23 protein-coding genes are annotated in these 25,576 nt (G+C 72.8%); 6 read left to right on the plus strand and 17 right to left on the minus strand.

Features of this window, described 5'->3' with window-relative positions:
• Positions 1 to 14 precede the first annotated feature (14 nt).
• On the minus strand, positions 15 to 662 hold the full coding sequence (locus tag OH804_RS11970; protein ID WP_406065083.1) for an RNA polymerase sigma factor: 648 nt from the start codon (positions 660 to 662) through the stop codon (positions 15 to 17).
• A 522-nt stretch (positions 663 to 1,184) separates the two neighbouring features.
• Between OH804_RS11970 and OH804_RS11975 the strand changes: the two genes are divergently transcribed.
• Positions 1,185 to 2,555, plus strand: a complete 1,371-nt coding sequence (locus OH804_RS11975; protein WP_406065085.1) for a protein kinase domain-containing protein — start codon at positions 1,185 to 1,187, stop codon at positions 2,553 to 2,555.
• 124 nt (positions 2,556 to 2,679) lie between these two features.
• On the plus strand, positions 2,680 to 3,942 hold the full coding sequence (locus OH804_RS11980; RefSeq protein WP_196923031.1) for a nucleotide sugar dehydrogenase: 1,263 nt from the start codon (positions 2,680 to 2,682) through the stop codon (positions 3,940 to 3,942).
• 108 nt (positions 3,943 to 4,050) lie between these two features.
• Here OH804_RS11980 and OH804_RS11985 read toward each other — a convergent pair whose 3' ends face one another.
• The 4 genes from OH804_RS11985 to OH804_RS12000 form a co-directional block, all read right to left on the minus strand.
• Positions 4,051 to 6,525, minus strand: a complete 2,475-nt coding sequence (locus tag OH804_RS11985; protein WP_406065087.1) for an ABC transporter permease — start codon at positions 6,523 to 6,525, stop codon at positions 4,051 to 4,053.
• Between the two features lie 147 nt (positions 6,526 to 6,672).
• On the minus strand, positions 6,673 to 7,338 hold the full coding sequence (locus tag OH804_RS11990; protein ID WP_196923029.1) for a response regulator transcription factor: 666 nt from the start codon (positions 7,336 to 7,338) through the stop codon (positions 6,673 to 6,675).
• A complete protein-coding gene (locus tag OH804_RS11995) occupies positions 7,335 to 8,555 on the minus strand; it encodes a sensor histidine kinase (RefSeq protein ID WP_406065090.1) in 1,221 nt (406 codons plus the stop codon). The genes OH804_RS11990 and OH804_RS11995 overlap by 4 nt, the downstream gene beginning before the upstream one ends.
• A gap of 46 nt (positions 8,556 to 8,601) precedes the next feature.
• The gene (locus tag OH804_RS12000) at positions 8,602 to 9,309 is read right to left on the minus strand and encodes a DUF305 domain-containing protein (protein ID WP_196923027.1); all 708 of its coding nucleotides are present in this window, start codon (positions 9,307 to 9,309) and stop codon (positions 8,602 to 8,604) included.
• A 138-nt stretch (positions 9,310 to 9,447) separates the two neighbouring features.
• Here OH804_RS12000 and OH804_RS12005 point away from each other — a divergent pair, with 138 nt between their 5' ends.
• A complete protein-coding gene (locus OH804_RS12005; protein ID WP_196923026.1) occupies positions 9,448 to 10,893 on the plus strand; it encodes an LVIVD repeat-containing protein in 1,446 nt (481 codons plus the stop codon).
• A 75-nt stretch (positions 10,894 to 10,968) separates the two neighbouring features.
• On the opposite strand, the gene OH804_RS12010 is transcribed toward OH804_RS12005, so the two are convergent.
• On the minus strand, positions 10,969 to 11,979 hold the full coding sequence (locus OH804_RS12010; RefSeq protein WP_406065093.1) for a linear amide C-N hydrolase: 1,011 nt from the start codon (positions 11,977 to 11,979) through the stop codon (positions 10,969 to 10,971).
• 359 nt (positions 11,980 to 12,338) lie between these two features.
• Between OH804_RS12010 and OH804_RS12015 the strand changes: the two genes are divergently transcribed.
• On the plus strand, positions 12,339 to 13,550 hold the full coding sequence (locus OH804_RS12015) for an SLC13 family permease (RefSeq protein ID WP_406065095.1): 1,212 nt from the start codon (positions 12,339 to 12,341) through the stop codon (positions 13,548 to 13,550).
• A gap of 42 nt (positions 13,551 to 13,592) precedes the next feature.
• On the opposite strand, the gene OH804_RS12020 is transcribed toward OH804_RS12015, so the two are convergent.
• The 8 genes from OH804_RS12020 to OH804_RS12055 form a co-directional block, all read right to left on the minus strand.
• On the minus strand, positions 13,593 to 14,423 hold the full coding sequence (locus OH804_RS12020; RefSeq protein WP_196923023.1) for a MerR family transcriptional regulator: 831 nt from the start codon (positions 14,421 to 14,423) through the stop codon (positions 13,593 to 13,595).
• A gap of 61 nt (positions 14,424 to 14,484) precedes the next feature.
• Positions 14,485 to 16,074: an asparagine synthetase B gene (locus tag OH804_RS12025; RefSeq protein ID WP_196923022.1), complete on the minus strand. Its 1,590-nt coding sequence runs from the start codon at positions 16,072 to 16,074 to the stop codon at positions 14,485 to 14,487.
• Between the two features lie 4 nt (positions 16,075 to 16,078).
• On the minus strand, positions 16,079 to 17,047 hold the full coding sequence (locus tag OH804_RS12030) for a DUF5715 family protein (protein ID WP_196923021.1): 969 nt from the start codon (positions 17,045 to 17,047) through the stop codon (positions 16,079 to 16,081).
• 124 nt (positions 17,048 to 17,171) lie between these two features.
• Entirely contained in the window at positions 17,172 to 17,969 is a 798-nt protein-coding gene (locus OH804_RS12035) for an isocitrate lyase/phosphoenolpyruvate mutase family protein (RefSeq protein WP_406065098.1), read from the minus strand.
• Positions 17,966 to 19,000, minus strand: a complete 1,035-nt coding sequence (locus tag OH804_RS12040) for a cytochrome P450 (RefSeq protein ID WP_406065100.1) — start codon at positions 18,998 to 19,000, stop codon at positions 17,966 to 17,968. The genes OH804_RS12035 and OH804_RS12040 overlap by 4 nt, the downstream gene beginning before the upstream one ends.
• 367 nt (positions 19,001 to 19,367) lie before the next feature.
• Positions 19,368 to 20,111, minus strand: a complete 744-nt coding sequence (locus tag OH804_RS12045; protein ID WP_406065102.1) for an ArsR/SmtB family transcription factor — start codon at positions 20,109 to 20,111, stop codon at positions 19,368 to 19,370.
• 71 nt (positions 20,112 to 20,182) lie between these two features.
• Entirely contained in the window at positions 20,183 to 20,485 is a 303-nt protein-coding gene (locus OH804_RS12050; RefSeq protein WP_196923017.1) for a hypothetical protein, read from the minus strand.
• Positions 20,486 to 20,506: 21 nt separating this feature from the next.
• Positions 20,507 to 21,241, minus strand: a complete 735-nt coding sequence (locus OH804_RS12055; RefSeq protein ID WP_406065104.1) for an SDR family oxidoreductase — start codon at positions 21,239 to 21,241, stop codon at positions 20,507 to 20,509.
• 262 nt (positions 21,242 to 21,503) lie between these two features.
• Between OH804_RS12055 and OH804_RS12060 the strand changes: the two genes are divergently transcribed.
• Both OH804_RS12060 and OH804_RS12065 read left to right on the plus strand, forming a co-directional pair.
• Positions 21,504 to 22,328: a helix-turn-helix domain-containing protein gene (locus OH804_RS12060; protein WP_196923015.1), complete on the plus strand. Its 825-nt coding sequence runs from the start codon at positions 21,504 to 21,506 to the stop codon at positions 22,326 to 22,328.
• A 160-nt stretch (positions 22,329 to 22,488) separates the two neighbouring features.
• Positions 22,489 to 23,133, plus strand: coding sequence for a hypothetical protein (locus tag OH804_RS12065; protein WP_196923014.1), 645 nt, complete (start codon positions 22,489 to 22,491; stop codon positions 23,131 to 23,133).
• A gap of 24 nt (positions 23,134 to 23,157) precedes the next feature.
• On the opposite strand, the gene OH804_RS12070 is transcribed toward OH804_RS12065, so the two are convergent.
• Genes OH804_RS12070 through OH804_RS12080 form a run of 3 tightly spaced genes read right to left on the minus strand, consistent with a single transcriptional unit; the run spans position 23,158 to position 25,469 of the window.
• Positions 23,158 to 23,676 carry a 2'-5' RNA ligase family protein gene (locus tag OH804_RS12070; RefSeq protein WP_406065107.1) on the minus strand — a complete coding sequence of 173 codons (519 nt, stop codon included), beginning with the start codon at positions 23,674 to 23,676 and terminating at the stop codon, positions 23,158 to 23,160.
• Positions 23,677 to 23,712: 36 nt separating this feature from the next.
• Positions 23,713 to 24,318: a DNA-binding response regulator gene (locus tag OH804_RS12075; RefSeq protein WP_196923012.1), complete on the minus strand. Its 606-nt coding sequence runs from the start codon at positions 24,316 to 24,318 to the stop codon at positions 23,713 to 23,715.
• On the minus strand, positions 24,315 to 25,469 hold the full coding sequence (locus OH804_RS12080) for a sensor histidine kinase (RefSeq protein WP_196923011.1): 1,155 nt from the start codon (positions 25,467 to 25,469) through the stop codon (positions 24,315 to 24,317). Before OH804_RS12080 ends, OH804_RS12075 begins: the two co-directional genes overlap by 4 nt.
• Positions 25,470 to 25,576: the final 107 nt, after the last annotated feature.

Raw genomic sequence — 25,576 nt, forward strand, 5'->3', positions numbered from 1 at the left:
GGAGTCCCCTCACGTCAGCCGTCCGCCGGTTCCGTGTGCGGTGCCCGCAGGGCGGGGCCGCTCCCGGTGCGCGGCGGCGGCACCCCCTCGACCCCGACCGGCGACCCGGCCGGGTGTTGCCGCTCCAGCAGGACCGCGAGCCGGCGTAGGCCTCGGTGGGCGGCGGTCCGCACGGCGCCGGCCCGGCGACCCAGCACCCGGCCGGCTGATCCCGCGTCCAGCCCGATCACGGCCCGCAGCAGAACCGCTTCGGCCTCCCGGGGCGGCAGGGTGGCGATCAGCGCGAGGGCGGTCTCGGTGCCGATCGTCTCGTCGGCTCGCTCGGCGGTGTCCGCGTCGCTGGCCAGCTCGACGAGCGCCTGCACCGGGACCGGGAGCGAGGGGCGGCGGCGCATCCGGCGCAGGTGGTCCATCGCGCGGTTACGGGCGATGGTGACGGCCCAGGCGCGGAACTCGCCCCCGGTGAAGCCGGGCAGGTCACGGGAGATCTGGAGCCAGGTCTCGGAGGCGACGTCCTCGGCGTCGGCCCCGACGAGCGTGGTCAGATACCGCAGCAGCCCGGGCTGGAGGCTGCGGTAGAGGAAGCGGAACGCCTCCTCGTCTCCGGCCTGCGCGGCGCTCACCACCTCCGACAGGTCGGCGGTCATTCGCGGCCCACGCATCGTCCGGGGCGTGCCGGCCCGACGCGCCGCGCCGGGGCAGGCCACGCGGTACGAGCCGCCCGTCCGATCAGCATTCGCACCCACACCGCCCTCCGCCGCTCTGATCGTGCCCTCGACCATGATTGTCGGGGCGGCGTGTCCGGGGCCAACGCCAGGGGGTCGATCGGCGCGCTGCCCGCCGAGGTAGCCGGGCGGGGCCGAGCCGGGCTAACGCTAGGAGGGGGCTCACGGCGCGACAAGTCGGCGTCGTGTCACGGAAGAGTGACAATTATCAACCCGACGGGACGGCGCGTCGTCGTAACGTCTTGTGAGCAGCGGACGCCAATGGCGGCCGAAGGCGGTTTCTTGCCACCATCGAGGACCCGGACGATGGAAATTGTCGCTTTTCGTGACACCGCACATCCGCAGCGTCACCGACGGTGAGCGTCCACACAGGTCAGGCCGGATCAGCCAGGCTGAACCAGCCACCCGGCGGCCCGGCCGCGGCGCGCCGGCCCGCGCCACTCTGGGTACGGTAATGCCGTGTTGTCATCGGAGGTCGTGCTCAGCGGTCGCTACCGCTTGGACGAACGTGTCGCCACGGGCGGCATGGGCGACGTTTGGCGTGCCTCCGACCTGATCCTCGGCCGGCAGGTCGCGGTCAAGGTTCTGCTGCCGGCGTTGGTCTCCGATCCCGATTTCATCGCCCGGTTCCGCGCCGAGGCTCGGATCATGGCGGCGCTGCGGCACCCCGGCATCGTGCAGGTCTTCGACTGCGGCGAGGACGACCTCCCTGACGGCGGCCGGGCGGACTACCTCGTCATGGAGTTCGTCGCCGGTGAGCCGTTGTCCAAGCGGATCGAGGCGGCCGGGCGGCTCGACGTGGCCGAGACGATGTCGATCGTGGCGCAGGCGGCGGCAGCGCTCAACGCGGCGCATCGCGGCGGCATCGTGCACCGCGACGTCAAGCCCAGCAACCTGCTGGTGCAGGAGGACGGCACTGTCGTCCTGGTCGACTTCGGCGTGGCCCGCTCCACCGACATCACCAGCATCACCAGCACCAACGCGGTGCCGGGCACCGCCCTCTACATGGCTCCCGAGCAGGCCGCCGGCCGGCCGGTCAGCGGTGCCACCGACATCTACGCCCTGGGCGCGGTCACCTACTGCTGCCTCACCGGCAGTCCACCGTTCACCGGGGACAACCCGCTCCAGGTCGCCGTGCGGCACCTGGACGACGAGCCGCCGGAGCTGCCGCACGACATTCCGGAGGCGGTCCGCGCCCTGGTGTCGCGGGCCCTGGCCAAGGATCCGCTGGAGCGGTTCACCAGCGGAGCGGCGATGGCCGAGGCCGCCCGGACGGCGGTCACCGGCGGTGAGCCGCCGACGGCGATGGCCACGCCGGTCGCGCTGCGCGACGCTGGTCCGGGCACTCGCACGGACGTTCCGGCGGGCGCGGCGGTGGCGAGCGGGTCGCGGGCCCAGCGACGCCGGGGTCCGCTGGTCGGCGCGGCTGCGGCAGTGCTGGTCGCGCTGGTCGGGCTCGGCGCGGCTCTGGCCGCGGCGCGCAACGCCGGCGAGCCGGCGGTCCATCTGCCGACCACCTCGCCGACGGTGGCGCCGAGCGGCCCCGTGGACCTGCCCGCGGCGAACGAGCAGATCACCAGCGTCGAGCCGGGCCGGCCCGACCGGCCGCGCATCCCCGGCAACGCCCCGTCGGCCTCGGTCTCCGCCACGCCGAGTCTGCAGCCGAGCCAGACGGTCGGTCCGCCGACGCCGACGACGGGCGTCACCACGGCGCCGCCGACCAGCGCGGCGCCCACGACGGGCGCGCCGCCGACGACCGGCGCGCCGCCGTCCGATCCAGCCCCCACGTCGAGCGCGCCGGTTGATCCGGAGGTGCCGGCGGGCGGCTGAGCCGCCCGCTGTCGCCGACCCCGGCGGTCCCACCAGCACCGATATCCCCAAAACGGACTTACGTCGCCGAAGACGCCTCTACGCTCTCAGCAGGCCATTTACACCATCTGCTGCGGGAGCCTGGGTGAGCGCTGAAAAGCTGGTCGTCATCGGTCAGGGGTATGTCGGGCTGCCACTGGCCATGCGGGCTGTCGAGGCGGGGCTCGACGTGGTCGGTCTCGACGTGGACGCCGACCGGGTGAAGCGTCTCGCCTCCGGCGAGTCGTTCGTCGAGGACATTCCGGCCGATCGGCTGGGCCGGGCGTTGGGCAGCGGCCGCTACCACCCCAGCACGGAGTACACCGACGCCGACGGGTTCGACATCTGCGTCATCACGGTGCCGACCCCGCTGCGTGACGGCACCCCGGACCTGAGCTTCGTCGAGCAGGCCGGCATCGGTATCGGCCCGTACGTCCGCCCGGGCTGCACGGTGATCCTGGAATCGACCACCTACCCGGGCACCACCGAGGAGCTGCTGCGCCCGCTGTTGGAGTCGGCCAGCGGGCTGACCAGCCCCGGCGACTTCCACCTCGGCTACAGCCCGGAGCGGATCGACCCGGGCAACCCGACCTGGCGACTGGAGAACACCCCGAAGGTGGTCTCCGGTGTGGACCCGGCGTCGCTGGCCCGGGTGGACGAGTTCTACCAGCGCCTCGTGGAACGCACCGTACCGGTGGACTCCACCCGCGTCGCCGAGCTGACCAAGCTGATCGAGAACACCTTCCGCCAGGTCAACATCGCGCTGATCAACGAGCTGACCATGCTCTCGCACCACCTCGACATCGACGTCTGGCAGGCAATCGACGCCGCCTCGACCAAACCGTTCGGCTTCCTGCCGTTCCGGCCGGGCCCCGGCGTCGGCGGGCACTGCCTGCCGATCGACCCGTGCTACCTGTCGTGGCAGGTCAAGCGCCGCCTCGGACGGCAGTTCCGGTTCATCGAGCTGGCCAACGACGTCAACCACGAAATGCCCGAACACGTCGCGCAGCGGATCATGGCGGGGCTGAACCGGGACAGTCGGGCCGTCAGCGGCGCCCGACTCCTGCTGCTCGGTCTGGCGTACAAGAAAAACACCGGCGACATGCGCGACTCCCCCGCTGTCGACGTGGCGCGCCGGCTGCAGGCCCTCGGCGCCGAGGTGCACGCCGTCGAGCCGTACGCGGAGGCGCACCATATCCCCGCCGGGGTCACGGTGGTCGGGCTCACCGAGCGGGAGGTGCGGGCTGCCGACGCGGTGGTGGTGGTCACCGACCACGACGCCTTCGACTACGACCTCGTGGTCAAGCACGCCCGCTACGTCTTCGACACCCGTAACCGGTGCGTCGGCCCGATGGTCGAGCGCCTGTAGACCCGGCGCCGCTGGCCGGTCCCGCCGCCGGGGAAGATGGCGGGACCGGCCGGCGGATGTCCGTCCGGTGGCCGGGGCGAGACCCGGCCGGTGCGGACCGCGAGCGGGTCACTGGTCGGCGAGCGCCTCGACGACCGGGCGGGACAGCGCTCGGCGGGCCGGCAGCACCGAGGCGAGCAGGGCGGCCAGCACCGCGACGCCGAGGATCAGCCCGAGCTGGCCGAGTGGCAGCACCACGTGGAAGTCGCCGCCGAGGCGGTCCAGCAGGGCCATCGTGGACGCGCTGACTCCGGTGCCGAGCCCGATGCCGAGCACCGCGCCGACGAGCGCCATCAGCACCGCCTCGACGGCGAGCACCGCCCGCATCCGTGCTCGGGTGAGCCCGACCGCTCGCAGCACGGCGTTCTCCCTGGTGCGTTCGACCACCGACAGGCTCAGCGTGTTCGCCACGCCGACCAGGGCGATCACCACGGCCAGGCCGAGCAGCGCGGTGACGAAGGCGAGCAGCATGTCCACAGTGCCGGTGAGCATCTTCTTGTACGCGCCCTGGTCCATCAGGTTCACCGTCGGGTAGCGGCCGAGCACCGCGGTGATCGCGTCGCGGGCCCGCTCGGGGCTCACCCCGGCGGCGGGGTCGATCTCGGCCAGGTAGCCGCGCTGGGCGGGGAAGAGCGCGGCGAAGTCCTGGTCGGACAGGTCGATGACGTGACCCGCTGGCACTTCACGGCCGGGAGTGTCGTCGGTGACCACGGCGGCCACCCGGAACGGCTTCCCCCGGACGGTCACCGGCGAGCCGACCTGCCAGCCGCGGACCCGCGCCAACTCGCTGTGCACCAGCACCTGCCCCGGACCGACCCGCTCGGCGTCGCCGGCCAGCACCCCGCTCAGCGTCCGGCCGACCAGAGCCGGGTGGGCCGCGCGGATCTCGACGTCGTCGACGACGGCGCTGCGCTGCTCGTGCACCACACCCAACTCGGGGCGGGAGGCGAGTTCACCGACGAGCGCGGCCGGTAGGTCCTGACCGATTCCGCTGACCACGAAGTCGGTCCCGATCTGGGCGTCCACGCTGCGTTCGATGCCGTCTTTGGTGCTGCGCGCACCGACCATGAACGCTGAGACCAGTCCGATCCCGATCACCAGTGCGGTGGCTGTCGCGGCGACCCGTCGCGGGTTGCGCACCGTGTTGGCGACAGCCAGCTCACCGGTGGCGCCGAGCACGCGTCGTACCGGCCAGCCGAACACCCGGGCCAGCGCCGGGACGAGCACCGGCCCGAACAGCACGATCCCGAAGAAGGTGAGCACCCCACCGACCGCCACCAGCAGCAGCTGGCCGGCGCTGGCGGCGCCGGCCAGCGCGGCGACACCGACGGCGAGCACCACCGCGCCGATACTCAGCCGCACCCGACCAGCACCCCGGCTGGGTTGCACCGCGGCGTCGGTGAGCGCGGCCACCGGGGCGATCCGGGTCCCCCGCCAGGCCGGCAGCAGGGCGGCGCACACGGTGAGCCCGGTGCCCAGCAGCAGGCCCGTCAGCACTGTCGAACCGGTCACGGTCAGGTCCCCGGTGACCGGCACGTCCAGTCGGGGCAGCAGCAGCCGCATCCCGCCGGCGAGGCCCACCCCGAGCAGGACCCCGAGCGCGGAGGCGACCAGCCCCAACACGGCCGACTCCAGAACTGTGGACCGGAAGACCTGGCCCCGGGTGGCGCCGATCAGGCGCAGCAGCGCGGTGCGTCGGGTGCGCTGGGCCAGCACGATCGCGAAGGTGTTGGCGATCACGAAGCCGGCCACCACGATCGCGACCCCCACGAAGATCAACAGCAGCATACGGAACTGGTCCACGTTGCGGACCGCGTCCTCCACGGCCTCGTCGAGGATCTGCTGGCGACTCTTCACTGTGGCTTCGGCGCCGACAACGGCGCGTACCCGCTCGGTCAGCGCCGCGACGTCGGTGCCCGGTCGGGCCGCCACCATGATGCGGCCGTAGCCCCGCTCGCCGGTGAGGGCCAACGCGTCCGGCCCGACCATGCCGACGAACGGACCGCCGACGTCGCGGGCGGTGCCGGCCACGTCGACGGTGCCGACCACTGTGTACGGGCGGGCCGCGCCGCCGGTGGCGCCGATCCGGACCGCCGCGCCGAGCGGAAAGCCCTGCTCGGCCGCCGTCGGCGCGTCGAGCACCACCTCCCCGGCCCGGTCTGGCAACCGGCCGGCCACCACGTCGTACGAGCGCAGCGCGTCCTCGGTGGGGATGGCGACGAGCATGGTGAACCCGAGCACCGGCCGACCGTCGGCGCCGACGATCCCGGCGGTGTTTGTCAGCTCACCGCCGGCGGCGGCCACCCCGTCGACCGTCCGCACCCGGTCGACCAGGGCCGGGGGTAGCACCTCCCGGCCGGCCGAGTAGACCCCCAGGTCGGTGTGGCGGTCGAAGGTGCCGGCCCGCTCGTACGCCCCGCTCCGCATCCCGTCGACGAAGATCATCGTGCCGGCGACGAACGCGACGCCGAGCACGACGGCGAGCGCCGAGAGCAGCATGCGCAGCGCCTCGGCGCGCAACGAACGCAGGGTCAGGCGGATCATGCGGGGCTCCCGGTGCAGGTGACGGATCGGACCCCTCCGACGCTATGGCCGGCACCGGTCTGTCGATCTCCACCTGCGCGCTCGACCTGCGTGCGCCCCGGGTCGTGGTGCACCCGCCGGCCGCTACGACCCAGGTCGTACCCGGTGTCATCCGCCGGGCGTGACCAGCCCGCTCTCGTACGCCAGGACCACCGCCTGGACCCGGTCGCGCAGCTGCAGCTTCGCCAGGATCCGCCCGACGTGGGTCTTCACCGTCGCCTCGGCCACGTGCACCCGGGCGGCGATCTCCGCGTTGGACAGCCCCTGGGCGACCAGCAGCAGCACCTCCCGTTCCCGGTCGGTGAGCTGCGCGAGTCGAGGGTCGGCGCTCGGCGCGGCACCGAGCTGCCCGGCGAACCGGTCCAGCAGGCGCCGGGTGATCGACGGCGCCACCACCGAGTCACCCTGGGCCACCACCCGGATCGCGGCCAGCAGCTCCTCCGGCGGGACGTTCTTGAGCAGGAAGCCACTCGCCCCGGCCTGCAGCGCCGCGAAGGCGTCCGCCTCGGTGTCGAAGGTGGTCAGCACCAGCACCCGAGGGCCGCCGGCGGGCCGCTCGGCGCAGAGCCGACGGGTCGCCTCCACCCCGTCCATGGTGGGCATCCGAATGTCCATCACGACCACGTCGGCCTCGGTGCGGGCGAGCACCCGCAGGGCGTCCGCGCCGTCGATCGCCTCCCCGACGACCTCCAGGTCGGGCTGGGAGTCCAGCACCATCCGGAACCCGGCGCGGACCAGCGCCTGGTCGTCCACGATCACTACCCGGACCGTCATGCCGCGATCACCTCCGTTGCCGGCTCTGACGGTAGCGGCAGCCGGACTTCGACCTGCCACCCCCCGGTCAGCCGGGGGCCGGCGGTGAGGCTGCCGTCGTACACCGTCACCCGCTCCCGCATGCCGAGCAGACCGTGACCGCCGGGCGGCGCCGGGCTGACCAGCGGACGGCCGCGACCGTCGTCGACCACCCGGACCACGACGGCCTCGGCGCTGTACGACAGGACGACCTCGACGCCGGCGCCGACGCCGGCGTGCTTGAGCGCGTTGGTCAGCGCCTCCTGCACCACCCGGTAGACGGTCAGTTCCAGACCCGGCGGCAGGGCCGGTGGCGTACCGGTGACGGTGCTGCGGACGTGCAGCCCGGCGTCGTCGAACCGGGCCAGCAGCTCGGGCAGCTCGGCCAGGGCGAGGCGGCGGTGCTCGGGGTCGGCCGCCACCGCCAGCCCGTCGGCCCCGTCCGGGCCGGCCGGACCGGCGTCACGCAGGACGCCGACGAGCCGGCGCATCTCCTCCAGCGCCTGCCGGCCGGTGTCCGCGACCACCTTCACGGCGGTACGCGCCTGGGCGGGGTCACGGTCGAGCATGAACCGGGCCCCGTCCGCCTGGACGATCATCACGGCCATGCTGTGGGCGACCACGTCGTGCAGTTCACGGGCGATCCGGGTGCGCTCCTCGGCGACCGCTGCCCGGGACTCGGCCTCCCGCTCGCGTTCCAGGGTGGTGGCCCGCTCCTCCAGGCTGAGCACGTAGAGCCGGCGGGTCCGCACGTTCAGCGCGACCAACCACACCGCCCCGGTGACCAGCGCGTACCACAGCGCGGTCACCCACCACTGGATGACGTTGGGGGTCTGCGCGGCGGCCAGCAGCACGCCAACGGCCGCGACCGCGCCGGCCAGGACGCCGTCGCGCAGCCGCCGGCCGTACTTCACCACGCTGTAGAGGGCGATCAGGACGGCCACGTCGTAGATGAGCGGACCCCAGCGGGCGATCACCTGGACCAGGGCGAGCACCGCGATCGCGACCGTCACCGCGCTCGGGTGGGTGCGGCGGAACAGCAGCGCCACCGCCATCGCCACGCCGACCGCCGTGGCCGCCCAACCGCCCGGCTGGTTCACCGCCGCGGCCAGGGAGACGAGCACCACCAGGGCGGCGACGGCCACGTCGAAGGCGACGCCGCGCAGCGGGCGGCCGAACACTGTGCGTCTCACGGTCACCCAGCGTACGTGCCGGGACGCTGAACCTTCGCGCCCGCGGCCGTGCTCAGCGGGCGAGGATCTCGCGCATGCGTTCGATCTCGACGGTCTGCTCGGTGGCGACGGAGTTGGCGAACTCGTTGAGCGTCAGGTCGGAGCCGACAGTGAGAAGGTCGGTCGCCATCTGGATGGCGCCCTGGTGGTGCTCGGTCATCATCCGGACGAAGAGCCGGTCGAAGTCCGCGCCTCGGACCGCGGCGAGTTGCCGCATCGCCTCGGGCGACTGCATGCCGCGCATGGTGCCGTGGTCGTGCCCCTGGATCTCCGCTGGGAGGCCACGGGTCTGCAGCCAGCCGCGCATCATGCCCATCTCCGGCCCCTGGCTGGCCCGGATGCGGTCGGCGATGGCCCGGACGTCGGGGTCGGCGGCCCGGTCGGGGGCGAGCTCCGCCATCGCCAGGGCCTGTGCGTGGTGCGGGATCATCATCCGGACGAACCAGACGTCCAGCGAGTTGTGCGGGGCGGGGCCGGCGTCGCGGACCTCGTGCGCGGGGCGGGTGGCCGCCGTCTCGCCCGGGCGGCCGGGCGCGATGACGGTCAGGTCGGTGGGGACGGGGCTGGCCGTCGGCGACGCGGCGGAGGTGGCGGGCGCGGAGACCGGCTGTGGTGCGCTCGTACCGGTGTCGCCGTCGAGGCGGATCACCATGAACACCACCAGTGGCAACGCGAGAGCCAGTGTGACGACCGCCAGGGTGCGTGCGCGCCGGTTGGTCATGGGCCACTCCCTGCAGTCGAGGTCATCGCGATGCTATCCATTGAAGAACTCACTTTCATGTGATCCGGCTCACATCGACGTTCTTCGTCGGACGGTAACGTGTCAACCATCGTCTCCCCCTTGCGAAGGGCCCCGCCGATGATCAGACTCCACAAGCCACGGTTACGACAACTGCGTGTCGTGGCGCTCGCCACGACCGGCCTCCTCGTCGCCAGCGCCCTCGTCGCCCCGGCGAGCAACGCCCAGACGGTGTCGCAGGCGGCCCCGGCCCCCGCGCTCACCAACACGATCCCCGGCGTCGACCAGATCGTGAGCAGCCCCAACCTGCGCCAGATCGCCAACCTGCCAAAGGTCGCTCCACTGGACGCGACAAACAGCGACATCGCCTTCCAGGGCAAGTACGCCTTCGCCGGCAACTACAACGGCTTCGTCATCTACGACATCTCGCGGCCCAGCGCTCCGACGGTCAAGGCCCGGGTGCTCTGCCCGGGGTCGCAGAACGACATCTCCGTCCACGGTGACCTGCTGTTCCTCTCTACCGACTCGTCCCGCAGCGACGACTCCTGCAACAGCACCACGCAGGGAGCGGACGTGAAGGGCTCGTGGGAGGGCATCAAGGTCTTCGACATCAAGGACAAGGCCAACCCGCGCTACATCAAGTCCGTCGAGACCGCCTGCGGCTCACACACCCACACCCTGGTGCCGGGCAAGGACCGCAAGGCCGTCTACCTGTACGTCTCGTCGTACAGCCCGCGGGCCGAATTCCCGGACTGCCAGCCGCCGCACGACTCCATCTCCATCATCAAGGTGCCGGTGAAGAAGCCGACCGACGCGGCAGTGGTCGCGACGCCGAACCTCTTCCCGGACGGTGGCTTCCCCGGCAGCCAGACCGGCTCGGCGACCACCGGTTGCCACGACATCACCGCCTACCCGTCGAAGGACCTGGCCGCCGGCGCCTGCATGGGTGACGGCATCCTGCTCGACATCAAGAACCGCGAGGCGCCCCGGGTCATCAACCGGGTCCGGGACGAGGTCAACTTCGCGTTCTGGCACTCGGCCACCTTCAACAACGCCGGCACCAAGGTGATCTTCACCGACGAGCTGGGTGGTGGCGGGGCGGCGACCTGCAACGAGACCGTCGGCCCGAACCGGGGCGCGGACGCCATCTACGACATCGCCGGCCGCGGCAACGCTCGGACGATGACCTTCCGCAGCTACTACAAGATCCCCCGGGCGAACGCCGACACCGAGAACTGCGTGGCGCACAACGGCTCGCTGATCCCGGTGCTCGGCAAGGACATCATGGTCCAGGCGTGGTACCAGGGTGGCATCTCGGTGTTCGACTTCACCGACTCGGCCAACCCGAAGGAGATCGCCTTCTGGGAGCGCGGCCCGCTCTCGGCCGACACGTTCGTCGGCGGCGGCACCTGGTCCGCGTACTACTACAACGGCCACATCTACTCCAACGACATGGTGAAGGGCCTGGACGTCCTGGAGCTGAACGACTGGCGTACCTGGTCGGCCAAGCTGACCCGCTACTCCGAGCTCAACGTGCAGACCCAGCCCAGCTACCTCGGCTGGTAGGCACCGCGCACCACACCGGGCCCGGTCCCCGATCGTCGGGGGCCGGGCCCGGCCACGTCCGGGAGAGCCGACCCGTCAGCTCATCGGCAGTCGGTAGCGCCGCTCGTCCGCACCGGTCGCGGTGACCAGCCGGACCTCGCCGCTGCGCAGGCCGTACGTGACGGACCAGCGGGTGTGCCCCTGACGGACGGCAGCGAGCAGCCGGTGCGCCGCGGCGGCGTCCAGCACCCCGCCGGCGTCGGTCAGCGCGGCGGCGATCTGCCCGTACCGGTGGTCCGCACGCCGCCGCTGCTCGGGCACCCCGACGACCGGCACGTTAGTCAGCGCCTGCCAGCCGCCCGTGCCCCGTTCCACCCGCAGCTCACCATCGACGAACTCGATCACCGCTGACGCTCCGGTCGCGTCGGCCAGCAGGTAGTGCAGTGGCGGCCCGCCGTCGAAGTCGAGGTTGTGCCCGGTGAAGACGGCGATCGCCTCGTCGACGGTGGCGGCCCGGTCCAGCACCAGCCGCAGGATCCGGACCGAGCCGACGGTGGGCTTGCCCGGCACGGGGCGGGCCGTGGCCGCGTCGTCGGCGGCCAGCCCCACCGCGAGGCCCCGCTCGTTCATCCCGTCGAAGGGCAACAGCGGCGCGTTGAGCAGCCGACGATCACCGGCCGGGTCCGCACCGACCCCGAGGTAGGAGACGTCGACAAGCGAGAGGGACGCGTACCCGTCCGGCGGGTCGGTCCGCAGCACCAGCGCCGGGTTGGCGTCCCAGTCGAAGTTGCGGGCGAACACCGGCCGGTTGGGGCCGCCCGCGGCGACGAACAGCGAGCACCCGAACGGGCTGGGTGGCGGCGCGTCGGTGCCCACCGTCGGGTCGTACGCCCCGACGTAGGTCATCTCGTACAGCGGCAGGTCGTCCACCCGGCGCAGGCTGGCCATGGTCCGCTCGGCCTGCTCCGGGTCCTGGCGGGAGGCGGCCGGGGTGGCCGGCGGCGGGCCGACGCGCGACGGCTCCGGCGGCCCCGGCGGCTCTGACGGGGCACAGGAGGTCAGGACAAGCAGGAGGGCCGTCGCGGCGGCCGGCAGGGTCTTGCGCATATCCATAGGACGCGATGGGACCGATCGACGGTTGCTCGCCTACGCCGCCCGGTGCGGCTGGTGGCGTCAAATGTCGGCCCGCTCCACGGCGAACATGAAGCAGCGTCGCGGCCGGTTCGGTGGATGGTGTCGACAGTTGCGGTCGGCAGGGCGAGCACGCGGAAGTTGGTGCTGGTCGTCATCGGGCCAGCCTGGCCCGCCGCCAATGGGATTGCTGGCGGGGATCGGACCTGGCGTTGCCGGACGTGACGGGCCCGGACCGGGTGTGACACCGGGTTCTCGGGCGGGCACGGTGGGGCCCGTCACCAGGACGGGGGTTGCGAACCGGCTGGCCAGACGCTGTGCCAACGTGAACAGATGTGACAGTTGCCGCCCCGCCCGAACCGACCACGCGCTGGCGGCCCCACCCGCTGGACCTGGTGGCGGCCGTCCTCGCCGTGGTCGGGGCGGCCTGCGCGCTGAGCGGGCTGCTCCCCCGCGCGGAGACCACCGCCACCCTGCACCGGATCCTGCCGCTGCTGCTGTTCCTCGGCACTGTGATCGTGCTCGCCGAGCTGACCGCCGTGGCCGGTGTCTTCGACGTGCTGGCCAGCCGACTGGCCATCGCCTCCCGGGGCAGGTGGGCAGTGCTGTTCCTGCTCTGCGGTGGCCTCGCCACGCTGACCACCCTCGTGCTCAACCTCGACACCACCGCCGTGCTGCTCACCCCGGTGCTGCTCGCGCTGGCCCGGAACCTGCGGATCCCCGCCGCCCCGCTCGCCGTCACCACGGTCTGGCTGGCGAACACCGCCAGCCTGCTGCTGCCGGTGTCGAACCTGACCAACCTGCTCGCCGCCGACCGGGTCGGGCTGGCACCCCTGGCGTACGCGGCTCGGATGGCGTTGCCGCAGCTCGCCGCCGTGGCGGTCACCATGGCCCTGCTCTGGTTCGGGTGGTGGCGGAGGGAGCAGCCCCTCGGTGGGCGTTTCGTCACGCCGACCCGGCACGTGCCGGCCGACCCGGTGCTGCACCGTACGGCGCTCGCCGGTTGCCTGATCTTCGTCGCCGGCATCCTCGCCGGCGTGGAGATCGAGATCGCCTCCACCGTCGGGCTCGCGCTGGTACTGGTCGGTTTCCTGGTCCGCTCCCCCGCCACGCTGCGCCCGGGGCTGGTCCCGGTGCGCCTGCTGTTCTTCGTCACCGGCCTGTTCCTGGTGGTGCAGACCCTTGGCCGGCACGGGCTGGACGACCTGGTCGGCAGCCTGCTCGGCGCCGACGGTGGCGCGTTGGGCGCCCTGCGCGCCGGTGGCACCGGAGCACTGCTCGCCAACGCGGTGAACAACCTGCCCGCCTACCTGGCCGGCGAGTCGGTGCTGCCCTCCGGTGACCACACCCGCCTGTTGGCTCTGCTGATCGGCACCAACGTGGGCCCGCTGGCCGCCCCCTGGGCGTCACTGGCCACCCTGCTCTGGTTCGAGCGCTGCCGGGCGGCCGGGGTGGCGGTGCCGGTGACCCGGTTCGTGGTGACCAGCACCGTGCTCGCGGTCACCGCGACGCTCGCCGCGGTGGGCGCGCTGCTGCTGGTGACCTGAGCACCCGACCGCCGGCGCAGGCCCGCTGGGCGGTGGGCGGGCTCAGTCCCGGTACACGGCTACCTGGAGTTCGGTGACGCCCTTCTCCGGGGTGTCCGCGCAGTACTCGAGGTAGACCTCCCGGGCGAAGCCGTCGGTGCGGTAGCCGTTTTCCTCGATCCACCGGGCGAGCGCCTGCATGCTCGGCTCGACGTCGTCCATCGCACCGTGATGGATGATCGTCGCCGCGTTGCGCAGCCCCGGCAGGTCCACCACCGCCACGTCGGACGCCGCGCTCGCGCCGACGCCGACCGTCACCGCGGCGTGCACGACCACGGCGTCGCCGTCGTCACCGGGAGCCGGCTCGTACCAGGCGATGCCCGGCCCCGTGGGGGTGATCCCGGCGGCGTCCAGCCGACGGAACAGCTCCGGATAGAGCGGCTGGATCACCGGGCCGATGTCCTCACTCTGGTAGCTGGGCGCGACGGCGGTCAGCTCCGCGACGCGAACCGGCGCGATCTCCTTGAGTACGACGTCCTGGGTGGTCATCCGACCCTCCGACTCGATCATTCGGAGCCTCGCCTCGACGGCGGTGAGCCGGGCCGTGTCGGCGGCCAACTGTTCCGCCAGTTGGCTCCGGCGAAGCCGCAGCATGCCGCGCAGCTCGGCCACGTCGACGGCGTCGTCGACGATCGCGCGCACCTGTTCGAGGGTGAGGCCCAGTTCCTTGAGGGCGATCACCCGGTTGAGCCGGCGCAACTGGTCGGCGCGGTAGGAGCGGTAGCCGGTATGCGGGTCGACGCTGGCGGGGCGCAGCAGGCCGATGCTGTCGTAGTGACGCAGCATCCGCACCGACACCCTGCCGAGTCGGGCGAAGTCTCCGATGGTGAACATGGTCCCCTCACGCTCGTCCCTGACACCGTGTCAGAGTCAAGCGTGGCGTGCGGGGCGGCCGTCAGTGCCGGGCCGGGCGCGGGCCGACCAGCCGGCGGACCATCGGCGCCGCGTTCCACTTGGCCGCGCCGACCAGGTCGCGGGCGTGCTCCAGCACCGTGTAGTCGGGTCGGGTCAGCCCGTCGGCGATGGCCCGGTCCAGGTCGTTGCCGCAGCGGCTGAGGACTGTGTCGAAGTCCCGTCGGACCGGCTCCTGCAGGTCGTAGCCGAACGAGCGGTGCAGCCGGGCGAAGAGCGGCTTGTACAGCCGCACCCGCTCGTGCAACCCCGACGAGTACGACATCGGGTTCTTCGGACGGCGGAGAATGTAGTCGGGCAGCACGTCGGCGAACGCCCGCCGGACGATCCACTTCTCCTGCCCGTGGCGCAGCTTCAGGTCCACCGGCAGCCGCATCGCCAGCTCCACCACGCTGAGGTCGAGGAACGGCACCCGGGCCTCCACCCCGTGTGCCATGGCGGCCCGGTCGACGCGCTGCAACTCGGTGCGGCACAGGTTGCGGATCCGGTGCAGGAACAGCCTGCGGGCCGCCGCCGGGCCGACCTGGTGGTACATCGGGTACCCGCCGAACAGCTCGTCGGAGCCGTCGCCGGTCAGCACCACCTTGACGCCCAGGTCGCGGAGCCGCCGGAAGATCGGCACCGAGACGACCGCGTTGATGATGTCGCCGTACTCGGTCAGCTCGGAGATCCGGATGGCCTCGCGGACGTCGGCGAGCCGGATGTCGCGCGGACGCAGCTCGACCACCACGTGCGGCACGTCGAGGTCGGCGGCGAGCCGCCGGGCGTACGCCACGTCGGGGCTGTCCGCGACGCCGACGGTCACCGCCACGCAGTCCGGGTGGATGTCGCGCACCTGCCGCAGGGTCAACGAGCTGTCCAGCCCACCGGAGAGCACCACCCCGACGGTCAGGTCGGTCTCCACCCGCATCCGGATCGCGTCGCTGAGCGCGGCGCGGACCAGCAGCGCGGCCTCGTCCGGGTCGTCGATGACCGGCAGACCGTCGCCGATGGTGAGCAGGTCGACGTACGGGCTCAGCCGTACGTGCCCGTCCGCCTCCGCCCAGCCGTGGTGCCCGGGCGGCACCTCGGCGATCGGGGCGCCGTGCCCGACGAGCGCCTTGACCTCGGAGGCGAGATGCAGGCAACCGGGCCGACGGGACCAGTACAGCGGCTTGACCCCGAGTGGGTCGCGGGCCAGGTAGGCCCGGCCGGTGGCCCGTTCGACGACGGCGAAGGCGTACTCACCGCGGAGCCGGGTCACCGCTGCCTCGCCCCACTGCTGGAACGCGGCGAGCAGCACCTCGGTGTCGCCCTCGGTGCGGAAGGCCTGCCCCAGGCGGGTCAGCTGCGCCCGCAACTCCCGGTAGTTGAAGATCTCGCCGTTGAAGCAGAGCAGCCACCGCTCGTCTGTCGACGTCCACGGCTGCACCGACCGGTCCCGGTCCACCACGCGCAGCCGGCGGGTGCCGGCGAGCAGCCCGCTCTCGGAGCGGGTCTCGGTGACCTCACCGCGCGGGGCCAGGGCGGCGAGCATCCGCCGGAAGGTCGCCGGGTCGGCCTCCGGGCCGATGCTCAACGCGATGCCGCACACCGGCTCAGACCCCCATCTCGGCCTCGTACGCCCGGCGTAGGCGGCGCCGGGCGGTGGGCGCGAGACACAGGTGCCAGGCCTGCCCCTCGTCGATCACGTTCAGCTCACCGGCCTCCTGCCGGCTCAGCAGCAGCTCCGCGAGAGCCTCGCGCGCGCCGAACCGCTCGAACCAGGCCAGCTCGACGTCGGCCGAGTAGCCGAGGCAGTGCCCGCTGGGCAGCATCGCCGCGTAGCCCAGGCGGCGCAGCCGGTACTGGTGCTCGGCGCTGCGGACCAGGCTGGTCACCCACAGCGGCGGGGTGGCCGGCGGCGCGACGGCGGTGAACTCCCGTCCGATGTCGTTGAGCAGCGCCACCACCTCGCGCCGGGCGCGGCGGAACAGCAGCCCTGCGGTGCGCGGGGTGGCGTCGGGGCGCAGTCGGCGACGCAGCCCGCGCGCGGCCCGGCCCAGCATGGTGGCGGGCTGCTCCTGGTAGCGGAAGCGCAGCAGGTCGCGGCGGCGCAGCCACTCCAGGTCGACCAGTTCGGCGCTGCCGTTGACCTGGTCGTCGGTGACGAAGGTCGGGGCGTCCTGCCACCACAGCACGTCGATGCGGGAGAGCAGGTAGATCCGGACCAGCGCGCTGAGGTCAGCCGCCGAGGTGCGGTCGTTCGGCTGGTAGCGGGCCATCTCCAGCAGCAGCGTCTCGCGCGCGCCGATCAGCCCCTGCGGGGTGGCGTCGAGGACTGCGGCGAGCGCCGGCTCCCGCAGCCGCTCGTCGATGAGCACCTGCCGGGCCCGGGTGCTCGCCGCGTCAGCCAGGGCGCCGACCTCGACCAGCAGGTCGGCGACGGCAGCCCGGTAGGCGGCCAGGTCGGGCGCGGGAGCGGGAACCCGGCGGGGGGTCGCGCCGGAGGGTCGACGGCGGGCCGGAGCGGTGGGTGACGGAGGCGAACCGGGCTGCTGTCCCGGGCTACGACTGGGCACTCGCATGACGGGTCCCTCTCTCCGGTCACGGCACTGGGTGGTTCGCCCTGAAACACACCGTAATCATCGGGACCGGAACGGACCGAACAATCCTCCTATCTCCCCCCTAACGGAGCGCCGGCAGCCGCCGTCAGTCGCCATCCGTCGGCACCAGGGTCTGCACCTCGGCGTACGACGGCAGTCCCGCCGGCGTGGTGGGCCCACCGTCGCGGACGGCGTCGGCGGCGGCGAGCGCGGCACCCAGCGCGGCCCGGAACAGCAGCGAGCCGGTGCTGACCCGGGCCACCCCGGCGGCGCCGAACTCGGCCAGCCCCGGACCACCCGGCTGGTACAGCGCGTTCACCGGAGCGTCGATCCGTTCGGTGAGGACGCGCAGGGTGGCCAGGTCGACAGTCCCGGGCACGAAGATCCCGTCGGCACCGGCCACCCGGTAGGCACGAGCGCGAGCGAGGGTCTGCGGCAGCGGGTCGTCCACCCCGAGCCACCAGGTGTCGGTGCGGGCGTTGACGAACAGCTCCGGCACCGCCGCCTTCACGGCCGCGACTGTGGCAGCGGTGGCCTCGGTGTCGGCGAGGGTGCCATCGGCGCGCCCGTCCTCCAGGTTGATCCCGACCACGCCGAGCCCGGCCAACTCCGCCACGTACCCGGCGACCTCCGCCGGGTCGTCGCTGAACCCGGCCTCCACGTCCACGCTGAGCAGCACCGGCAGCCGAGCCAGCCGACGGGCCAGTGCGAGGGTCTCCGCCGCGGTGGCCGCCGCGCCGTCGGGGAGGCCGGCGGTCGCGGCGACCCCGAGGCTGGTGGTGCCGATGGCCGGATGCCCGCGCGCGGCGAGCGCCGCCGCCGAGGCGTGGTCCCAGGCGTTGGGCAACAGCAGGGGGCGGCCGGGGCGGTGCAGGGCGTGGAACGCGGCACGACTGTCGTTCATCGGACGCTCACCTCCAGAGTTGTCGGCACCCGCAGGGTCGGGTGCGGCTCGTGGTGCAACGGTTTCGGGCCGCGACGGCAGCGTTCCCCCAGTACGCCGAACACCCCGGTGGCCAGGGCCAGGGCGTGCCGGTCGCCGGGGCAACCCCGCTCCCCGGCCCCGAAGGTCACCAGCCCCGCACCAGGCCGACCGGGCTGGAACGTCGCGGGGTCGGTGAACGCGTGCGGGTCGCGGTTGGCCGCGTCGAAGCGCAGCAGCACAGGGCTGCCCGCCGGCAGTTCCTGCCCGCCCAGTCGTACCCCGTCGACAGTGACCCGTCGGGTGGCCCGGACCGGCGGGTCGAGGCGCAGCACCTCGGCCAGCAGGTCGGCGGTCGCTGCCGTGACCGACGCCGACGGGGCGGCCGGGGGCAGCAGGTGATGGGCGGCGGCACCGATCAGGCCGGCGGTCGCGTCGCACGCCTGGACCAGCAGACCGATCAGGTTCGCCCGTACCGTCGGCGGAGCGTCCGGGGCGAGCGCCAGCAGCGCCGCCACCGCCCGGTCGGCCTGCGCGGTCAGCGCCGGGTCCACCCCCGGGTGGTACGCCGCCGCGACGACAGCGACCGCCGTCCCGGCGGCTGCCGGATCAGCGAAACCGAGGCGATGGGCCAACACCCGCAGTGGCACCGGTCGGGCCAGTTCCCGCATCACGTCGACGCGGTCGCCGGCGCGGTCGAGAGCGGCAACGGTCAGCCGGGCCGCGTCGTGTCGTAGGTCGTCCGGGTTCAGCGGGGCCAGCGCTGCCACGACGACCGCCCGACGCTCGGCGTGCCGCGGCGGTGCGCTGAATCGGCTGACGGTGGCGCGCAGCCAGGCGAGGGTGCCGGGCGGACCGGTGTCGACCGCCGGCACCTGGAACGCCGGGTCGGTCAGCGCCGCCCGCACGTCGGCGTGCCGGGTCACCGTCCAACCGCGCTCCGGTTCGAACGAGGGCGGTCCACACGTCGGTGTTCCGGGGGCGGGCGCGATGACGGGCCAGGTGTCGGTCACCGCCCGACCGTAGGGCGCGAACCGTTCGCCCCACACCGAACAATGCACCCACTGACCCCACCCCACCCCACCCAACCCCGCCCAACCCCGCCCCGCCCCGCCCCGCCCCGTCGATCATGGAGTTGTGGCGGGTGACAAAACGCGCGTGAAGTGCCAGATCAGGCACCACAACTCCATGATCGACGTGCCGAGCTGACCCTGCTCCGCGATCTCGCCGACGGCAATTGCAAGATCGGCGTGGTCCTCTTGCTCGACGCACGTTGATCTACACAAGCCCCCGTTATCCAGTAGGGGTCGACCCGCCGGCCATAGCCCTGACTCAACGGCGTTGTCCAGGATGTGGTGCCCCGCCGGCTGCCGCTGCGAGTCAGGCTCGGCCGCTGCTGGGTGCCGGGGAAGGTGCGGGGGCGAGGGTGCCGTCGGGGACATCCAGGGTTTCAGCGATGGCGACGCGGCCGGTGGGGGTGAGACGGATGGTGCGGCCGGTGCCCTGGCTGATCCAGCCCAAGTCGGTGAACCGGCGGCAGAGCGCCGCGCCGAGCGCTCCGGCCAGGTGCGGACGGCGCTCGGTCCAGTCCAGGCAGTCCCGGACCACCGGGCGTCGACCGGTGCGCAGCAGGTGCACTGGTACGCCCAGTTCAGTCGCCCACGCCCACCCGTCCGCCGTCAACGCCAACCCACTGGACCGGTCCAACCGTCCGCCGGCCAGCAGCGCGTCATACATCAGCACGCCAAGTCGCCCGGCCAGGTGGTCGTAGCAGGTCCGGGCGTACGCCAGGGCGGCGGTGGCGGTCGCCGCCCGCAGCGACCCGGTCGGTGGGGGCGCGGCCGGGGCGTGCCCGGCCAGGTCCTCGATCAGCTGGGCCACCGACGGCCCGGCCAGCCGCAGGTAGCGGTGCCGGCCCTGCCGTTCCTCGACCAGCAGTCCACCCCGGACCAGGCGGGTGAGGTGGTCGCTGGCCGTCGACGGGGCGACACCGGCACGGCGGGCGAGCTCGCCGGCGGTCCACGCCCGCCCGTCGAGCAGCGCGACACAGATGCCGGCCCGGGTGCCGTCGGCCAGCAAAGCGGCCAGCTCGGCCATCCCCCGCCCCTCGGTGCCTGCGGTCATCGCCTCATCATGCCCGGCGGTGGCGGCGCATCCACAGTGCGGGTGTTGGCTCGAACCGACGGCCGCGACGATCAGGTGACCTCGTGCAGCACCGGGACGATCCGGAAGTCGACGGTGGCGTGGTCGATGGTCGCGTGCACCGGCGAGTCGGCCATCTTGGTCATGATCCCTGACGCGCTGCGCCGGCCGTCCGCGACCGAGTCCCAGGCGACGATGTCGGTGATCGTGCCATCATCGGCCTCGGTGATGCGGCGCCAGCGGAAGCCGGGCTGGCGTCGTAGGTAGTCGTCGATGTCCCTGTTGGCTCTGACGAAGTCGGCGCCGGTGAGGCCGGGGACGAGCCGGAATGTCGTCATCTCAAGCGCTTCACTCATGATCGTTCTCCTCGTACGTGTTCAGCCCTGCGCGGTGGACCGCATGATGATCTCGTTGACATCGACGGTGTCGGGCTGCGCGATCGCGTGGGCGATGGCGTCGGCCACCGCGGAGGCGGGCATGCCGAGTTCGTCGGCCGCCGCCCGAGCGGCGGCCTGGATCTGCGGGTCACCGCCGCGCTGGGTGAGTTCGGAGTGGGTGTAACCCGGGCTGACCAGGGTCACCCGGACGTCCCGGCTCTCCTGGCGCAGGCCTTCGGTGAGCGCGCGGATGGCGTACTTGGTGGCGCAGTACACCGCCGCGGTGGGGTCGACACGGTAGGCAGCGGAGGAACCGAGGTTGATGATGTGGCCCTTGCCGCGGGCCCGCATGAGCGGCAGGGCCGCAGCGACGCCGTGCAGCGTGCCGCGCAGGTTCACGTCGATCATCTGGTCCCACTCGTCAATCCGCAGGGAGTCGAGCGTGGACAGCGCCATCACCCCGGCGTTGTTGATCAGAACGTCGATGCGCCCGTGCCGGTCGTGCGCGCCCTCGACGAAGCCGAGCACGCTGCTCCTGCTGGTCACGTCGAGTTCCTGGTAGTCGGCCGTGCCGCCGTCCCGGCGCAGTTCGTCGACGAGCGCGGCGAGCCGATCGACCCGTCGGGCGCCAAGCACGACGTGGTGGCCGTCGGCGGCCAACCTGCGGGCAGTCGCCGCACCGATGCCGCTACTCGCGCCGGTGATGAGAATGATCTTTGAGTGTGGGCTGGTCACTGCTGCTCCTGGTCTCGGTTGGTGGCTGCGTCGAGGTAGTGCGCGTCAACCATCCTGCGAGGGCCGGGAGCCGGGAAGGGCGGCCTTTCCTAGGTGCACCGCACCCAGGAACGCCTTGGACCTGCACTGCTCCGTGCGCCCCGGCCATCACGCCGGCCCAGCACTGTGTCGACGTCGCTGTCCGGTTCCGCCGTCGACCGGCTGCCGGCGATGCCCGCCGTCGCGTTAGCGAGGCGGGGACTGGAGCTTTAGGCTGGTGGGCATGGTCGCCACCAGCAACGGGCTCGGCGACTACCTCCGAGCCCGGCGTGCCCGTGTCGACCCCAGGGACGTTGGACTGCGCGGGGGCGGCGACCGCCGGGTGTCCGGGTTGCGCCGTGAGGAGATCGCGGTGCTGGCCGGCGTGAGCGTCGACTACTACGCCCGCCTCGAACAGGGCCGGGAGCGCAACCCTTCGGCGCAGGTGCTCGACGCGATCGGACGGGCCCTGCGCCTCGACCTGGATGCGCGCGGCCACCTCTTCCGGCTCGCCGGGCTGAACCCCAGCATGGGTCCGACGAGCTTTCGAGATTCGGTTCACCCCGAGTTGCTGCGGCTGTTGGACGCGTTCCCCACCTCCGCCGCGTATGTACTCAACCCCGCGTTCGACGTGCTGGCCACCAACAGTGTGGCGGCGGCGCTGCTGTCGCCCTTCGTGGGCACGGTCAACATGGTCCGGGTGCTGTTCCGACATCCGCAGGCGCGCACCGTCTTTCCGGACTGGCCGACTCTGACGGAGAACGTCGTACACGCTCTGCGCCTCAACGCCGGCCTCTTTCCGAACGACCCGGAGATCCAGTCGCTCGTGGCCGACCTGGTGCGGGACTCGCCAGAGTTCCGGGCACTCTGGGCGGACCAGAGCGTGCGCGGTCTGACCAGGATGTTCAAGGTGGTGCAGCACCCGGCCGCCGGACGGATCGAGTTGACCTACCAGACGTTCGACGTCCGTGACGCGCCCGGACAGCAGCTCCTGGTCGGCACCCCGGAGCCGGGGAGCCGCAGCGCCGACGCCCTCGCCGCACTGGCTGCCACGTACAGCCCTGCCTGACAGGCGTCGGTGAGATGCTTGCCTGCTGCCCTACTCTGAAGGAGCCGCGGCGCCACTTCGGCAAGTCGGGGCCTTAGCGCCTGCATCCCGGGCGGATAGAAGTAACCGGATGATCTGGACGAAGTTCAGAAGCGACCGCACCCCTCGCCGACTCCGTGCCGTGTCCGAACTGCGGTTTCCTGCCAGCGGGCGTCACCATCTCAGAAACCGCTATCCCCATCTCAGCGACGACGACCTCGTTCTCGTCGAAACCGCGACCCGGCAGTGGTTCCGGATCATCGCCCGCCAGCCCAGCGCGAAGCTGTCCATGCCCTCGGTGGTCGTGGACGACCTGTGGCAGGAGCTGACCCTCCACGCGCGGGACTACGCCACCTTCTGCGACGCCGCGTTCGGGGGCTCTACCCACCACCGACCGACGTTCGCGGCGAGCGGCGACTCGACCACCGCCAATCGCGGACCTCTGCTGCTCGCCACGCTGGGCCACGGCCGGCGGGACGAGGCTTGTGGCCCAACCGGGCTTCCCCTGTTGTTCCGGGTGGACCAGGAACTGCACATCCACGACGGCAACCGCTACCTGGCCGATTGCGGAGGCCGTGGCGAATGCTTCCCGGTCTCCGGCCGGGTCTGCCTGCAACACCTCGCCGGGCCGGGCAAGCGGCCCAAACCACCCGGCATCCGCGGCGACCTGCCCTTCGTCGACGGCCGCCACGGCTACGCCGGTGGTGCGGGCGGCGGTGGCGGTGGCGAGTTCAGCGGCGGGAGCGACGGCGGCGGAGGCGGCGACGGCGGTGGGGGCAGCAACTGAGGTGCGCGACGACGCGGAATGACCTCAGCCGCGCCCGGCCAGCGGCGTCACCGTCCGGTCCGTGCCGTCGTAGCTACGGGCGGCGTCGAAGTCGCCAGTCGGGCGCTGCCCGCCGGCGACGGCACGGGCCAGCCGCAGGTCCGCGTTGCGGAACCGCAGGGCCAGGCTCAGGTGCGGCACCCATGCGTCGGGCGCATGCCACGGGCGGTGTCCGTCGGCAGCGGCGAGAACGTCCCAGACGGCGGCGTGCAGTCCGGTCAGCGCCGCGGTGGGTCGGACGAGCCAGACCAGTGGGGCGCTGCCGTCGAGGACGACGACCCGGTCGAGCGTCACCGGCACCGGGAGCGCGGCGTCGAACAGCTCGGCCAGGCGGTGCTCGACCCCCGACGGGAACTCGTCGACGGCGGCGAGGGTGAGATGCGGCCGGTTGGTCGGATGGATGTTGCGGGCCAGGCTGGGCAACCCGGCGGCGGCCAGACGGCCCCAGACCGCCCGGACCACGACCTCCAGGCCGGGCGAGCAGACCAGTTCCACCGTACGCACCCCGACACGCTACCGGGGAAGCCGCTGCTGACGCCGTCAGAGCCAGCCGTTGTCCCGGGCGGTGCGCACCGCCTCGGCCCGGTCGGAGGCGCCGAGCTTCTGGACGGCGGCCGAGAGATGGTTACGAACGGTGCCGGTGGACAGGTGCACCCGGCGAGCGATCACCGCGACCGGGGCACCGACCTCGGCCAGCCGTAGTGTCTCCAGTTCCCGGGGGGTCAGCGGGCACGGGGGCAGGGTCAACGCGTCGGCGGCCAGCGACGGGTCGACGTAGCGACCGCCACCGTGCACCCGGCGGATCACGTCGGCGAGCGCCCAACCCGGCGAGCCCTTGGGCAGAAACCCTCGGGCGCCCGCGGTCAGCGCCTGGCGCAGGTGCCCGGGGCGCCCGTGCCCGGTCAGCACGACCACCGCGCACTCGGGTCGAGCCCGGGCCAGCTCGGCGGCCACCGCGATGCCGTCCAGGCCGGGCATCTCCAGGTCCACCACTGCCACGTCCGGGCGGTGCGACAGTGCCGCCGTGACGGCTGTCGGCCCGTCGGCGGCGTGCGCCACCACCTCGATGTCCGGTTCCAGGTCGAGCAGCGCGGCGACGGCGACCCGGATCAGATCCTCGTCGTCGGCGAGCAGGACGCGGATCACGACGGCGCCGGCACTGTGGCTTCGAGGGTGAAGATCGCGTCCTCCTGGCGTACCCGTAGTTCGCCCCCGACAGCCGCGAGCCGGTCGGCCAGTCCACGCAGGCCGTGGCTGTGCGCGTCCGGGCCACTGCCGTCGGCGCCGTCGTTGGCCACCGTCATCCTGGCCACGTCATCCTCCCGATCGATGCGGATCCGGCACCAGTCGGCCCGGCTGTGCCGCAGCACGTTGGTGCTCGCCTCGCGCAGCACCGCCGACAGCTCGATGGCGGCGGGCTGCGGCAGGTCCGCCGGTGGCGGCACCACCGTGCACCGCACCCCGCAGGAGCGCAGCACCCCCACCACCGCGGTGAGCTGTTCGTCGAGGTCGACGGCCCGGTAGCCGTGCACGGTCTCCCGTACCTCGCTCAGCGCCGAAGCGGCCAGGCGTTGCACCTCGGCGGCTTCCCGCCCGGCCCGGTCCGGGTCGACCGGGGCGAGCCGGGCGGCGAGTTCGGCCTTCAACGCGATCACCGTGAGGCGGTGCCCCAGCACGTCGTGCACGTCGCGGGCAAAGCGCAGCCGCTCCTCGGCGGCGGCCAGCCGGGCCTGGGCCGCCTGGCCCTGCCGGGCCTCCACGAGCAGATCCCAGAACCAGACCTGGAACCCGTTGACGGCGGCGACGCCCACGCCGATCCCACCGGTCACGGCGAGGTGGCGCGCAACGGAGCCGCCGGTCCACCAGGCCACCGCGACCGACACTGCCAGGACGCCGACCGCCACCGCCAGCGCGGCCCGCCACCGCACCAGCAGCGGCGTCATGCCGATCAGCGCCGCGCCGAGCCAGGCCCACGTCGGCCACCTGCCGGCCGCCACCGGACCCACCAGCGGAACGGTCAGCACCGCCACCGCGACCAGGCTCAGCTCGGCCCGACGCCGCCAGCGCGGGTCGAGCCACGGCGTCACCGCCGCGTACAGGACGACGGTCTGGGCGATCACGAAGGCGAGGATGCCGACAGTGCCGAGCACCACCCGCCCCGGGTCGGGCTCGCGGGTCAGGCCGACCGCCGGTAGCAGGACGCTCGCCCAGACACCGGTGGCCAGCGACACCAGCGTCGCCGCCCGGGCGCGGCGCAGCCGGCGGTCCGCCCGGGGAGTCACCGCCTCGCTCGCCACGCACCGATCCTAGGGCCGTCCCCGGCGTGGTCCACCCCTGCGAACTGTCACGGTTGGACCGTGCGGTCCGCACGGTTTTCCGGTGACGATCGGGTCTGCCGGCCGCA

The sequence above is a fragment of the Micromonospora sp. NBC_00860 genome, assembly GCF_045207375.1.
GTDB classification, from domain to species: Bacteria; Actinomycetota; Actinomycetes; order Mycobacteriales; family Micromonosporaceae; genus Micromonospora; species Micromonospora vinacea.

Bases quoted from the DNA above. Each gene is read 5' to 3' on its own strand.
- OH804_RS11970 (WP_406065083.1), bottom strand. From the start codon at position 662: ATGCGTGGGCCGCGAATGACCGCCGACCTGTCGGAGGTGGTGAGCGCC.
- OH804_RS11985 (WP_406065087.1), bottom strand. From the start codon at position 6,525: ATGATCCGCCTGACCCTGCGTTCGTTGCGCGCCGAGGCGCTGCGCATG.
- OH804_RS11990 (WP_196923029.1), bottom strand. From the start codon at position 7,338: ATGACGGTCCGGGTAGTGATCGTGGACGACCAGGCGCTGGTCCGCGCC.
- OH804_RS12000 (WP_196923027.1), bottom strand. From the start codon at position 9,309: ATGACCAACCGGCGCGCACGCACCCTGGCGGTCGTCACACTGGCTCTC.
- OH804_RS12005 (WP_196923026.1), top strand. From the start codon at position 9,448: ATGATCAGACTCCACAAGCCACGGTTACGACAACTGCGTGTCGTGGCG.
- OH804_RS12010 (WP_406065093.1), bottom strand. From the start codon at position 11,979: ATGCGCAAGACCCTGCCGGCCGCCGCGACGGCCCTCCTGCTTGTCCTG.
- OH804_RS12020 (WP_196923023.1), bottom strand. From the start codon at position 14,423: ATGTTCACCATCGGAGACTTCGCCCGACTCGGCAGGGTGTCGGTGCGG.
- OH804_RS12030 (WP_196923021.1), bottom strand. From the start codon at position 17,047: ATGCGAGTGCCCAGTCGTAGCCCGGGACAGCAGCCCGGTTCGCCTCCG.
- OH804_RS12035 (WP_406065098.1), bottom strand. From the start codon at position 17,969: ATGAACGACAGTCGTGCCGCGTTCCACGCCCTGCACCGCCCCGGCCGC.
- OH804_RS12045 (WP_406065102.1), bottom strand. From the start codon at position 20,111: ATGACCGCAGGCACCGAGGGGCGGGGGATGGCCGAGCTGGCCGCTTTG.
- OH804_RS12050 (WP_196923017.1), bottom strand. From the start codon at position 20,485: ATGAGTGAAGCGCTTGAGATGACGACATTCCGGCTCGTCCCCGGCCTC.
- OH804_RS12060 (WP_196923015.1), top strand. From the start codon at position 21,504: ATGGTCGCCACCAGCAACGGGCTCGGCGACTACCTCCGAGCCCGGCGT.